This window comes from Ningiella ruwaisensis (assembly GCF_004798935.1).
Lineage (GTDB): Bacteria > Pseudomonadota > Gammaproteobacteria > Enterobacterales > Alteromonadaceae > Glaciecola > Glaciecola ruwaisensis.
In genome coordinates this window covers 285,572-298,222 of sequence record NZ_RAHT01000006.1, presented here as the reverse complement: position 1 = coordinate 298,222, position 12,651 = coordinate 285,572, and the positions used below count along the sequence as shown (strand labels likewise).

12 protein-coding genes are annotated in these 12,651 nt (G+C 42.8%); 9 read left to right on the top strand and 3 right to left on the bottom strand.

The features are described 5' to 3' along the window. Positions 1–4 precede the first annotated feature (4 nt). Positions 5–229 (top strand): YgaP family membrane protein, encoded by a 225-nt coding sequence (locus tag D6V41_RS13930; protein ID WP_136252135.1) that lies wholly within the window; start codon positions 5–7, stop codon positions 227–229. A 29-nt stretch (positions 230–258) separates the two neighbouring features. On the opposite strand, the gene D6V41_RS13925 is transcribed toward D6V41_RS13930, so the two are convergent. Further along, positions 259–1,560, bottom strand: coding sequence for a sigma-54 interaction domain-containing protein (locus D6V41_RS13925; RefSeq protein ID WP_241664548.1), 1,302 nt, complete (start codon positions 1,558–1,560; stop codon positions 259–261). Positions 1,561–1,758: 198 nt separating this feature from the next. On the opposite strand from D6V41_RS13925, the gene D6V41_RS13920 reads away from it, so the two are divergent. From D6V41_RS13920 to D6V41_RS13885, 8 genes are all read left to right on the top strand, one after another. Beyond that, positions 1,759–3,069 carry an NAD(P)/FAD-dependent oxidoreductase gene (locus D6V41_RS13920; protein WP_136252134.1) on the top strand — a complete coding sequence of 437 codons (1,311 nt, stop codon included), beginning with the start codon at positions 1,759–1,761 and terminating at the stop codon, positions 3,067–3,069. Between the two features lie 50 nt (positions 3,070–3,119). Beyond that, on the top strand, positions 3,120–3,698 hold the full coding sequence (locus D6V41_RS13915) for a Tll0287-like domain-containing protein (RefSeq protein ID WP_168711046.1): 579 nt from the start codon (positions 3,120–3,122) through the stop codon (positions 3,696–3,698). 234 nt (positions 3,699–3,932) lie between these two features. Continuing rightward, positions 3,933–5,534: a cytochrome ubiquinol oxidase subunit I gene (locus D6V41_RS13910; RefSeq protein WP_136252132.1), complete on the top strand. Its 1,602-nt coding sequence runs from the start codon at positions 3,933–3,935 to the stop codon at positions 5,532–5,534. After that, the gene (gene cydB, locus D6V41_RS13905) at positions 5,531–6,676 is read left to right on the top strand and encodes a cytochrome d ubiquinol oxidase subunit II (RefSeq protein ID WP_136252131.1); all 1,146 of its coding nucleotides are present in this window, start codon (positions 5,531–5,533) and stop codon (positions 6,674–6,676) included. The genes D6V41_RS13910 and cydB overlap by 4 nt, the downstream gene beginning before the upstream one ends. A gap of 15 nt (positions 6,677–6,691) precedes the next feature. Then, positions 6,692–6,802: a cytochrome bd-I oxidase subunit CydX gene (cydX, locus tag D6V41_RS13900; protein ID WP_136252130.1), complete on the top strand. Its 111-nt coding sequence runs from the start codon at positions 6,692–6,694 to the stop codon at positions 6,800–6,802. Further along, positions 6,802–8,535 (top strand): ABC transporter ATP-binding protein/permease, encoded by a 1,734-nt coding sequence (locus D6V41_RS13895; RefSeq protein ID WP_136252129.1) that lies wholly within the window; start codon positions 6,802–6,804, stop codon positions 8,533–8,535. Before cydX ends, D6V41_RS13895 begins: the two co-directional genes overlap by 1 nt. Then, positions 8,526–10,154 carry an ATP-binding cassette domain-containing protein gene (locus tag D6V41_RS13890; protein WP_136252128.1) on the top strand — a complete coding sequence of 543 codons (1,629 nt, stop codon included), beginning with the start codon at positions 8,526–8,528 and terminating at the stop codon, positions 10,152–10,154. The genes D6V41_RS13895 and D6V41_RS13890 overlap by 10 nt, the downstream gene beginning before the upstream one ends. Before the next feature lie 17 nt (positions 10,155–10,171). Beyond that, positions 10,172–11,044, top strand: coding sequence for an MBL fold metallo-hydrolase (locus D6V41_RS13885; protein ID WP_136252127.1), 873 nt, complete (start codon positions 10,172–10,174; stop codon positions 11,042–11,044). A 9-nt stretch (positions 11,045–11,053) separates the two neighbouring features. On the opposite strand, the gene D6V41_RS13880 is transcribed toward D6V41_RS13885, so the two are convergent. Further along, a complete protein-coding gene (locus D6V41_RS13880) occupies positions 11,054–11,878 on the bottom strand; it encodes a substrate-binding periplasmic protein (RefSeq protein WP_136252126.1) in 825 nt (274 codons plus the stop codon). A gap of 275 nt (positions 11,879–12,153) precedes the next feature. Beyond that, positions 12,154–12,615 carry an Hsp20 family protein gene (locus D6V41_RS13875; protein WP_136252179.1) on the bottom strand — a complete coding sequence of 154 codons (462 nt, stop codon included), beginning with the start codon at positions 12,613–12,615 and terminating at the stop codon, positions 12,154–12,156. Positions 12,616–12,651: the final 36 nt, after the last annotated feature.

The window sequence follows — 12,651 nt, the reverse complement described above, 5'->3', positions numbered from 1 at the left end:
ATTTATGTCAGCTGAACGAGCTTTAACTGCATTTGCAGGTTTTATGGTGCTTCTTTCTGTGGCGCTCACGGTTTGGGTGCATCCTAATTTTGTGTGGTTCACGGTATTTATTGGCGCGAATTTATTTCAGCAAAGTTTCACCGGCTTTTGCCCGGCGACCATTATTCTCAAAAAGGTGTTTGGCTTTAAAACTGAAAAACAGCTAGCGATGGAAAAGCATAGCGTCTAATAATATTTGAATGATGCGCTAATCCTAAGTTAAGTGTCATATTTCAAACCATACTTCTGTAATTTTCGATAAAGAGTGCGCGTGCTGACATCCAGCTTTTCGGCAAGCGCCTCTATCGACATGGTTTCGGTTTCACAAATCTTTGCAAGGTAGACTTTTTCAGCCTTATCCAGGCTCATAACATCCGTTGGAAGTGGCATACCAGAAGGTTTTTCGTTAAGCACGATATCGGGTAAATCTTCTTCATCAATAATATCTTCATTTGCCATAAGCGCTGCAATTTCGATAACGCTTTTTAGTTCGCGTATATTCCCAGGAAAGCGATATTGGCTGAGTCGCTTTAAGGCTCGTGGGCTAAATTTCTTAAAGTGTTGCTCCGTTTGACTCAAGAAGTGTTTTGCCAGGGAAGGAATATCCTCTTTTCTTTCAGACAACGAAGGAAGTTCAATTGGAAAGCCTGCAATGCGGTAGTACAAATCTTGCCTGAATTCTCCTTTGTCCACCAAGTCCAGAAGATTTTTATGGCTAGCACATATCAGCCTAAAGTTAGCTTTGCGCTGTTTTATGCCACCCACGGTGCGGTAGCATTGCGTTTCCAGCAAGCGTAACAATTTTACCTGCATACTCAATGGCACATCGGCAATTTCATCAAAAAACACCGTACCACCATGTGCGATTTCTATCAGGCCCTTTTTAGCATGAGTAGCACCTGTAAATGCCCCTTTTTCATGGCCAAAAAGTTCAGATTCAAACAAGTTTTCATTCAAACCAGTGCACTCAATTACCACAAACGGTTTATCAGCACGCCGGCTTGAGGCGTGTAACGCTTTTGCCACCAGTTCTTTACCTGTGCCAGTCTCGCCGTGTAAAAGCACGGCTATTTCAGACTTGGCGGCACGGTTGATTTTAGTCAGCATGTTTTTAAATGGTTGGGAGGAGCCAATCATTTTATTCGCCTCGGATTCGGCAGCTGCGAAATTTATCCGGTCGAGAATTTCTAAAAAGCCAGTGGTTATGCCGTTTTCATCAGTGATTGGCTTCATTAAAATATCGCAATAGGTTTTGCCGCTTTCAGTATTATGAATATGCATAACGCTGCTGGCTTTATTGCTTTGTTTGCATTGTTGGATAGGGCATTCTTCGCCATGTTTATCACAAGGACTTGTGTGACCATGTGATATTTCAAAACAGCGGCTTGTCCCAATAACAACTTCTGTTTCGTAAGTATCCCGATAGGACTCATTTACCGCTAAAATACGATAATCGGTATCAATGAAAATAGCTGGTTTATCAATCGCATTTATCATTGATTGCACAACAGAAATATTCATACAGCGCTCATATATCCAGTCAATATTGTCTTCTACTTTGTCAAATTTGACATAACTTGCAAAGGAAAAACTTTGTATCTAGCTCCATTAATAAAAAAATCATTATTTAACAGTAGTTTATCAAAAAATAAAAGATGGCACGTCTTTTGTTAACAGAATATTTACATGTGTCTACTTAATAATCAAAAGGCTTCAATTATGGCAAGGGTCGTTGTGTTAGGAGCAGGTACAGGTGGGATGCCTGCTGCTTATGAAACCAAAGAAATGCTTGGAAAAGCACATGAGGTCATCGTTGTTAACGAAAGACCAGAATTTCGATTTGTTCCCTCCAATCCTTGGGTCGCAGTAGGGTGGAGAGAACCTGACGCAATTACATTGCCAATAGAAAAGTACCTAAAGAAAAAGGACATCGGTTTTATATGTGCGCATATCGTTGAAATTGATGCGCATCAAAATTGTTTGGTTGCTTCAGACGGTGCACGGATAGATTATGATTATTTGATTATCGCAACCGGCCCCAAGCTTGCTTTCTCGAGCATAGAAGGTGCTGGACCACAGGGGTACACCCAATCGGTTTGTACGCTTGACCATGCCAAACAGAGCTACGAAGATTTTGAAAAGCTGCTTCAACAGCCAGGGCCGGTCGTGGTGGGGGCGTTTCAGGGGGCGAGCTGTTTTGGGCCGGCCTACGAATACGCATTTATTCTTGATAAGGCATTACGTGATGCTAAAGTCAGGCACAAAGTTCCGATTCACTTTGTAACCAGTGAGCCCTACATCGGACACCTTGGCCTGGCAGGGGGGGGGGATTCCAAAAGCTTATTGGAATCTGAGTTGCGTCAGCGAGATATCAAGTGGATTTGTAATGCTCAAGTCGATAAGGTGAATGATGGTTTAATGCACGTATCTGAACTTAATCGCAAAGGAGAAACGGAGTTTACATACGAGTTGCCCTTTAATCACGCCATGCTGATCCCACCTTTTGCCGGTATTGATGCGGTGGCAAAGGTAGAAGGCTTGTGCAATCCGAAAGGTTTTGTCATTACAGATGCCCATCAAAGAAGCCCTAGATACCCAAATATTTTTTCAGGCGGCGTTTGCGTAGCTATTCCCCCTGTAGAGGTCACTCCCGTGCCTACCGGTACACCAAAAACTGGCTACATGATTGAAACAATGATGACCGCTATTGCACACAATTTAAAAGCCCTGATTATTGATGGCAAGGAGCCGAATACCAAAGGCACATGGCATGCCATATGTCTTGCTGACATGGGGGATACAGGAGCTGCCTTTGTTGCCATGCCGCAAATTCCACCTCGCAATATTACGTGGTTTAAAAAAGGTAAGTGGGTGCATTTGGCGAAAATCGCTTTTGAAAAATATTTTATGCGAAAAATGAAAACAGGAAATAGCGAGCCTGTTTATGAAAAATACGTGTTAAAAGCGCTTGGAATAAATCGTCTTGAAGAAGAAGCGATTGAAAAGGCGCTGGAATCTGATCGTAAATAAAGAGGACGATAATGAAAAACAATACAATATCAACATGTATTAGGCGGCAAATGAACCCGAGAGCATTAAAACTAGTGAGCGTATGTGCCGGACTTTTTATTTTAACAAGTAGTTTCACTTTGCTTGCCCAACATTCGCAGGAAGCCACGCTTGAAAGGGAGGCGAACGAGAAAATTAAAGTATTTGCAACGCAGCTCAAAGGTGAGCTTTCAAGCGCCATTCAAGAGCAGGGTTTAGCCCATGCCGTTACGGTTTGTAAAGATAAAGCGCCCGAAATTGCTCGTTCTTTGTCTACCGATGGCTGGACATTAGCGCGCACCAGTTTAGGTGTGCGAAATCCTGATAACGCGCCGAATGAATGGGAACGCGGTGTCATGTTAGCATTCGATAAAGCGTATAAAGGAGGCAAGTCTGCGGCTGACTTACATGTAAGCAAGATAGATGATACGAGCTTTTATTACATGAAAGCGATTGAGACGTCGCAGGTTTGTCTGGCGTGTCATGGCTCTAACGTTAATGAAAGCTTATTAAAGCATATTAATACGCAATATCCGAAAGACTCTGCCACGGGGTTTACGCTGGATGAATTGCGAGGTGCATTTACTTTGCAAAAAACCATAAGCGAATAATTATTGAATTTTCTTCTTTTTAACCGGAATAACAATAAAAGCTGAGTGTCATTATTGGCATTCAGCTTTGTCATTTATGGCGAGATTGCTATCCAGCATGCTTTGATCCACTTATATTAGTAAAATACTTTATATTTTTCAGAACCTTATATCAATTTATTTTATTGGCATAACTTGTGCTCAAGTGAGTTAGGTATAGGAATTTTCTTACTTACGCTCATTAGGAGAAGCATCATGAACGAGACCTTAGTGGAACTCTCTCGTTGGCAATTTGCTATGACTGCCATGTTCCATTTCATCTTCGTCCCCCTGACTTTGGGTTTATCTTTTCTTTTAGCCATCATGGAATCGGTGTATGTCATGACCGGGAAAGAAATTTATAAACAAATGACCAAGTTTTGGGGCAAGCTGTTTGGTATTAACTTTGCCATCGGGGTAGCCACAGGCCTTACGATGGAGTTTCAATTCGGTATGAATTGGTCTTACTACTCGCATTATGTGGGCGATATATTCGGCGCGCCGCTTGCCATCGAAGGCTTAATGGCCTTTTTCCTGGAGTCTACCTTTGTTGGTTTGTTTTTCTTTGGGTGGGACAAAATGTCTAAAGTTAAACACTTGATGACCACATGGCTTGTTGCTTTAGGATCAAACTTCTCTGCGCTTTGGATTTTAATTGCAAATGGCTGGATGCAATATCCAGTTGGCGCAGAATTTAATTTTGAGTCTATGCGAATGGAGATGACTAGCTTTACAGAAGTGATGTTTAATCCGGTTGCACAAGTTAAATTTGTACATACCGTATCTGCCGGTTATGTGACCGCTGCGGTTTTTGTTTTGGCAATTTCTTCTTACTACCTATTAAAAGGAAAAGATATCGCTTTCGCCAGGCGTTCATTTGCTATTGCGGCAAGCTTTGGTCTTGCTTCGGTGCTTTCGGTCATTGTTTTAGGGGACGAAAGTGGATATGAATTAGGTGATGTGCAAAAAGTAAAATTAGCAGCGGTTGAAGCAGAGTACGAAACACACCCCGCACCAGCCCCTTTTACCGTGTTTGGTTTCCCAAATGACGAAACGCAAGAGGTGGAGTATGCGCTTCAAATTCCGTATGCCATGGGAATAATTGCAACGCGCTCACTGGATGAAGAAGTGACCGGTTTAAAAGAGCACAAATTAGCTCACCGCGAGCGTATTCTTTCAGGAATAAAGGCTTATGAAGTACTTGCTTCTGTGCGCAGTGGCGAGGCTACTGAAGCGCAAATCCAGCAATTTGAGACGCATAAAGACAATCTAGGCTATGCCATGCTGCTTGAACCTTTTGCTGAGGATATTACACAACCAAGCGAAGAAGCCTTGAAAAAAGCAGTGGAATACAGTGTTCCTAAAGTTGCTCCGCTTTTCTGGAGTTTTAGAATAATGGTCGCTAGTGGCTTTGCAATGTTAGTGCTTTTCGTATGTGCCTTTTACTATTCTACAAAGCATCAAATTACCAAACCACGATGGTTATTAAAAGCAGCGCTTTGGAGTTTACCTTTACCGTGGATAGCGTCTGAGGCGGGATGGTTTGTAGCTGAATATGGTCGCCAGCCATGGTCCATTGCAGAGATACTACCTGTGCATACAGCCGTTTCTAACTTATCTGTTGCAGATGTTGTGACAACCATGATCGCTTATTCAGCCTTTTATACCTTAATGTTCATTGCCGCCTTTTACCTGATGCAGAAATATGCGTGCAAAGGCCCATCAGCCACTTTTGCTGAGGCAGAACAAGCATTAGAAGAAAGCGCGGTAATCGGTGTAAACAGTCAAGCGACACAAGCACAAGGAGCACACTCATGATTGATTATGAAATGCTACGAATAATTTGGTGGGGATTAGTGGGTGTTTTGCTAATCGGATTTGCGGTTACGGATGGTTTTGATTTAGGCGTAGGAGCGCTTCTTACCTTGGTGGGTAAAAGCGATGAAGACAGACGCATTATGATCATTACCATTGGCCCGCATTGGGATGGTAATCAGGTTTGGTTTATTACCGCCGGTGGCGCTATTTTTGCAGCATGGCCAATGATTTATGCTACTGCGTTTTCGGGGTTTTATTTGGCGCTGTCAATCACGCTTATTGCTTTATGGATGCGTCCGCTTGGCTTTGACTACCGTGCAAAATTACCGCATAAACAGTGGCGCTTGATGTGGGACTGGTTGCTTTTCGCCGGAGGAATTATTCCAGCTCTCATCTTTGGTGTAGCGTTTGGTAACTTGCTTCTAGGTGTGCCCTTTGAACTGGACGATACCTTAAAGGCGACTTACACAGGAAGCTTCTTCGGTTTACTTAGTCCCTTTGCTATATTGGCGGGCTTGGTATCTGTTGCAATGTTGCTTAATCATGGCGCTAGCTATTTGCAGCTTAAAACAGAAGACAACTTGTACCAGCGTGCAAGAGCGGTTTCTTTTCTTCTTTCATTAGCCACGGCCGCTCTATTTAGCCTGGCGGGGCTTTATTTGGCATTTGGTGTTGACGGTTTTGTAATCAGTTCAACGCTTGACCCGAACTTTACATCTGCAACTAGCAATCCTTTAAACAAAACGGTCGAGTTAGTGAGCGGCGCATGGCTGAATAACTACAGCAATTATCCGTTGATGATTATCGCGCCTGCTTTAGGCATTTCAGCTGCTTTGGGCTGTGCAATATTCTCCTACGCAGGCCGCAGTGGTTATGCCTTTGTTTCAAGCGCGTTAAGCATAACAGGTATTATCCTGACCGCCGGTTTTTCGATGTTTCCGTTTTTAATGCCTAGCAGCACCATGCCAAACGCAAGCTTGACGATATGGGACGCGACTTCATCGTTGTTAACATTAAAAACCATGTTTATCGTTGCCTGCATATTTGTCCCTATTGTACTTGCCTATACCGCGTATGGCTTTTACGTCATGCGTGGTCGCATTAAGGCATCAGATCTCAATAAATCACACGCTATTTATTAATTGGAGGAATAGATTATGTGGTATTTCACCTGGATATTAGGGGTATTGCTTGCTTGTGCCTTTGGCATCATCAATGCGATGTGGCTTGAATCCACAGAAGATATGGATCGTACGGAAGACAAATAATGGTAAATGCATCAACGCAGGCAATCCAGGTTAATGAGACTGAACAAATTCGGTTTAAGCGCTTTTGTAATGACATAAAGTCTGCCGAAATTAAAGCTTATCAACTTGGCGTGCTTGCGTTGAGAGTTGCGCAGTTTGCTGCCCAAATAAGTACATTTTGGTTTTTCGCTTTGTCCATGCACCAAGTAACTTCATACGACAACACAGCGCAAAAAATGATAGTCGAGGGACATCAAGTTGTGTCTTCCAAATATTTACTGTTGCTGGCACTTTCTGCATGTATTTGGGGATTAAGTGTTTTTGCTGCAGATCTTTTTGCCCAGCGGCTTAAAAATAGGATAGAAGCAAAGCTTGAGGCCGCAATTCATAGCCAACTTTATCGCCACCAACTTGCCCTCGTCCGCCAATATAGCTCAGCCTTTTGGCGTCAACTGCTTCTTGAAAATATAAGTGATATCGCAAATTATCTTGCGCAATATTCGATTCAACAGCGCTTATCTGCGATTGCTCCTGCTTTGGCGCTGCTTGTTATTTTTCCTATTAATTATGTGGTGGCGCTAACGCTTTTGTTAACACTGCCCATTTTACCCTTATTTATGATACTTGTTGGAAAGGGCGCGGCAGCCTTGCATCGCAAGCATTTTATTGCCCTTGAGCGCCTTTCTGATATGTTCTCCGATCGCTTGAAAGCCTTGCCTTTAATTACCGTGACGGGGCAACACTCCCAACAATCTCAGAGACTGGACAAAGCAAGTATTATTGTAAATCGTAACACCATGAAAGTGGTTTCAATTGCGTTTTTATCCTCCACTGTCCTTGATTTTTTTAGCACGATTTCAATTGCATTGGTGGCGGTTTTCATCGGATTTTCTATGCTCGGTGAAATAAATGTTGGCCCCGACATTAATCTGCACACTGGTTTATTCATGCTCCTCGTGTCGCCCTTGCTCTTTTCTGAACTCAGGTTGCTGGGAAAATATTATCATCAAAAAGCCAAGGCAGAAGCGGCTTCTGCTCACTTGACAGCCGTACTTGATACACGCTCTACCAGTGCAAAAGTTTCAGGGCAACGTGCCCGATCATTAGGTCAACATGCCAATCAATTCAATGATACCGACAGTGTCCCATTTACAGGTTTTGCATGGCTTAATTTTCAATGTGATAAACCGCGACTCCATGCGAGCAAATTAACCTTACATTCAGGCGATTGGGTATTGTTGGAGGGAAAATCTGGCGCAGGGAAAACGGCTCTTCTGGAAACTTTGATAGGGTTTAAAGAAGGGTCACACGCGTTACAAGGCAATATTGCTTTATTCACTCAGAATACGGCTTTTTTAGATGCAAGCGTTAAACAAAACCTGAGTTTAGGGCGCAAAGATATTTCTTCATCTCAATTGCTACAAGCGCTTGATGAAGTAGAGCTCGACTTTTGGTATGCAAAATTACGCGATGGACTTGATACTCCGATGGGCGACTGTCCGCCACTTTCAGGGGGGGAAGCGCAGCGCTTTGCGCTTGCCCGCGTTCTTTTGTTGCAAAAAGACGTGGTTTTACTAGACGAGCCTACGGCGCACCTAACTCAAGAGCAACATGAACGCCTAACGCAGCTAATTCGCGAAAAACTTCATCATAAAACGGTGATATGGGCCTCTCATAAGTCGCTGCCACACGCATGGTTTACACAGCACTGGCATATTCAGGCAGGAAAGATTGAGGTTTCACAATGTCCGTAAATGCTTATCACGGTGCACGTAAAACCAGCTTGTTACTCAGCTTGTTGCTCGCATTCACACACTTGATTTCGGGACTATTAATTTTGCTTTTTGCCTCCTGGTTTATTGCAGCATCAAGTATTGCTGCCCCTGGATTCAATTATATGCTACCCGCAGTTACTATTCGCGCGCTTGCGCTCTTACGAATAAGCTCGGGTTATTTCAGCATGTTAGCTGGGCACCATTATTTACTACAGCGCCTGGCGCTTTTGCGTCTATTTATATTTAATGCACTAGAGAACAAAGTTGAAACTTCGCGAGAAAATGCATTGGATGCCATGCAGTATAAAACCGAGGAGGTGGCTAGCATTTGGATGGCGTTTGTGGCGCAAAATGCAGGCTTGCTGCTTGCGCTTACTTTACTGAACATTTCATGCCTTTTTCTTATTCCTGAAACTGCCACCACACTGTTTGCATTTACCCTTGTGTTTATTTTTATCTACCTGGGGTTATTGGTCTATATGCTTAAAAAAAGTCTGCGTATTGCACAAGCAAAGCGTCGCTATCAGTACGCGCTTACCAAACACATTGAGTGTGCTTCTTTATGGCACCTGCAAAATAATGCGCTCTTTAGGGAGCCAAGTCTTCAAGAGTTAAGGCAGGGGATTGCCCATCAGCAAAGTCTTATTCGTGCAGCTAGTCTTTTAACATTTACCGCTGCAATGCTTGCACTGATGTATTTACTTGTTGTCACATCATCCATATCTGCTGGAAACGCCCTATTTATTGTAGTGCCAATGTCGCTGTTGGCGGTCAACGATTGGTTGACTCCGACACTTGCGACTCAAACAGAATTGATCAAATACCTCGATGCCAAACATACAATAAAGAAAAGTCTCAACGATACATATTCAGTAAGAAAAGATGCTATAAGAAAAGCTGGCTCAAACACACAAGGTATTGAGTCTATTACGCTGCAAGGCTTTCAACCAGATAAACTCTCGAGTTTGCGTATAAATGCTTTTTTTCAGACAAAGACGCTTCACTTGTTTCTTGGGAGTTCAGGGAGTGGCAAAAGTCGTTGTCTTCAATCAATTGCTGGCTTATTAAACTTTGACGGACAACGGATTTTTAAAATGAAGGGGCAGCTTGAAGCTCAGTCATCGTCAGTAGTAAATCCGCAAGATAAAAGTCACCTGTGTTCGATACTCTACATTGAGCAAAACCCTATTGTGCTCTCAGACACAGTCCGAGAAAACTTGAAGATTGCCAATTCACAAGCCAGCGACAAAAGCTTGTTTGAAGCGCTTGAGCAAGTTGGACTTTCGTACATTGCGAATTTGGACGAATGGCTAGGTACACGAGGCAGGCGCTTATCGGGGGGAGAGAGAAAACGTCTGGGGCTCGCGAGGGCTTTGCTGAGCAACGCAGATTTTATTCTTATTGATGAACCCTTTGAAGCGCTTGATGAAGAAAATATACAAATTGCATCGACCTTGATTTTAACATTATCTGAAAACAAGGGTGTCATTGTTGCGACCCACATTGTGCCTGAAAACTTAATTCAGGCCCGACGGATAGATTTAGAAGAAGCATCGCATCATTTATCTAAAAATAGTGAGCAGTATTCATCAAAATAGTGAACCAGGAAAAATCCATGAGCAAGCTCTGCATCCATCCATTTATTCATGAGCCGACCAACACCATAAGCTATGTTGTAGCTGATATCGCGAGCAAACAAGCCGCAGTAATCGACCCCGTCTTGGACTATGAGCTGGGGGAGGGCAAAGTAGAATGTCATTTCGTAGATACTATTGTGCATTTTTTGGATGACAATAACCTGAATTTGGAGTGGATTTTTGAGACCCATGCACATGCAGATCATTTATCTGGTGCACATTATTTGAAGGCAAAACGCGGCGGTCTGATTGGCATTGGTGAGCATATAACAAAAGTACAAACGACTTTCAGCGAAATTTTCAATTTGAACGGCGACTTGGCATGTGATGGCAGTCAGTTTGATTATTTATGTGAAGACGGGGAGATACTTAATTTAGGCCATTTACAAATTGAAGTGATACACACGCCGGGTCATACGCCAGCCTGCGTTAGCTACCGGGTTGAAGATGCTGTTTTTGTCGGAGATGCGATTTTGTTACCAGATATTGGTACTGCCAGAGCAGACTTTCCTAATGGAAGTGCAAGAGCCATGTATCAATCCATTCAGCGAATTCTGTCTTTGCCAGATAAAACGCGTATTTTCGTTGGGCACGACTACCAGTCTCCAAAACGGAACTATTTTGCCTGGGAAACAAGTGTGCTAGAAGAAAAGCGCAACAATATTGATGCACACATCGGCATTCGTGAAGATGAATTTGTTCGCTTGCGACAAAGCCAGGATGCGACTCTGGCGACCCCAATGTTGTTAATGCCAGCCCTTCAAGTAAATATAAGAGCAGGCAAGCTGCCGACGGCGGAAAGCAATGGAAAGCACTACCTGAAGATCCCACTTAGCACTTATGCCGCTTAAAGCGTGCTACTAGTCACTTAGCACCAGTCCATCAGTGGCAATACGGTTCCGGTGCTTAACAATAAATGCAGAAAGCTCTCCACTGTCGTGCAAACGCCGTATGTGCGTGTCAAGCGTATCACGATATGCTTGCTTGCTAGGATGAAATGCAAAGGTAAAATCCACTTCATCAACGGCAAAATCAGAGCGATATACAATTTGTGAAAGCTGATTTTTTTCAATAATTGCGTCTGCAACAAATTCGTTAGTCAGCACAAAATCACAGCGATCACGCAAAAGCATGTCAAATGCTCCGGCTTCTTCTCGGCTATCTATGCGTTTAGCAATTTGTTGATCAAAAAAGTGCTGAACGCTATAGAATTTATAGCCAAAGCGAGTGCAAATTCGTTTGTTTTTGATACTTTCTTCAAGTTTGTCAGATTCAAATGGCTTTAGCGCATATAAATATTCGCGATGGGTATATATAGGCTGAGAGAATATAAGGTTTTCAGGTGAGCGCACCCAATCAGGTGCCAGGATGCTGAAATCAAATGCATTGTTGTATAGATCGCGTTCTCCTCTGTTTCGACTGCTTAAGTGAATTTCGAGGGAGAGAGATTCGTTTCTCATGAAATCCTTAAGCACGTCTACAACAATTCCCTGATAGTTTTCAATTTCAGAAACTTTGGAATAAGGCTCATTTGTGGAGATGATAGGTGCTAATTCATTTGACCATATAAACATAGAAAGCGAATGATTTGCAGTGACATGCGCGTTGGTGCGTGCCTGCACGCTATTACCACTGAATATCTGAAAGACGATAATACCGTTCACAACAAACAAAAATGACTTCATGCACGCTCTCTTATTAAAGGTTTAAACATGGAATTGCCTTAACTTAAACGTTTAAGCTGGTTGAAAAAAGAGCGCGCATGTTACCTATATTTGAACAATAAATAAACAGTCATCAGACCACTGCAATCGTATTCATAAGGTTGTAGTTAATCTCAATTCGGGATGAGCGAGAGCGCTAAAAAGCGCTGAAAACGCTTTTACAGGAGCGGGAAACATCGAAAAGGCGCTCAATTGAGCGCCTTGACATAAGGGAGACGTTTAGAAATTATCGAAAATTAATTGTTTTCGATTAGCTTACTGCCTATTTCAATCCGGCGTGGCTTTTGCGCTTCTGGAATTTTGCGCTCTAAATCAATATGCAACAAGCCATGCTCTAAATCGGCCGCAAGCACTTTTACATTATCGCCGAGCTGAAATTTTCGTTCGAAATTTCGCTCAGAAATACCCTTATGCAGAAATTTTCTTTCGTCTTCATTGTTAGAAGATTTTTCGTCAGACTCATTGGCTTTCGCGCCGGTCACTTTTAGGGTGTTTTCTTGCACCTCAATAGTGACGTCGTCTTTTGAAAAACCGGCTATCGCCATGGTAATGCGATACTTATCTTCACCTGTCAACTCAATGTTGTACGGGGGATAAGTCGTTTGTTTTTCATGACGAGTAGCAGCATCAATTAATGATGCCAAGTGGTCTGAACCAATAAATGAACGGTATAGTGGAGATAAATCGATAGTACGCATAGTCATATCCTTCCTATTAAGCAATATGTTTAAAAC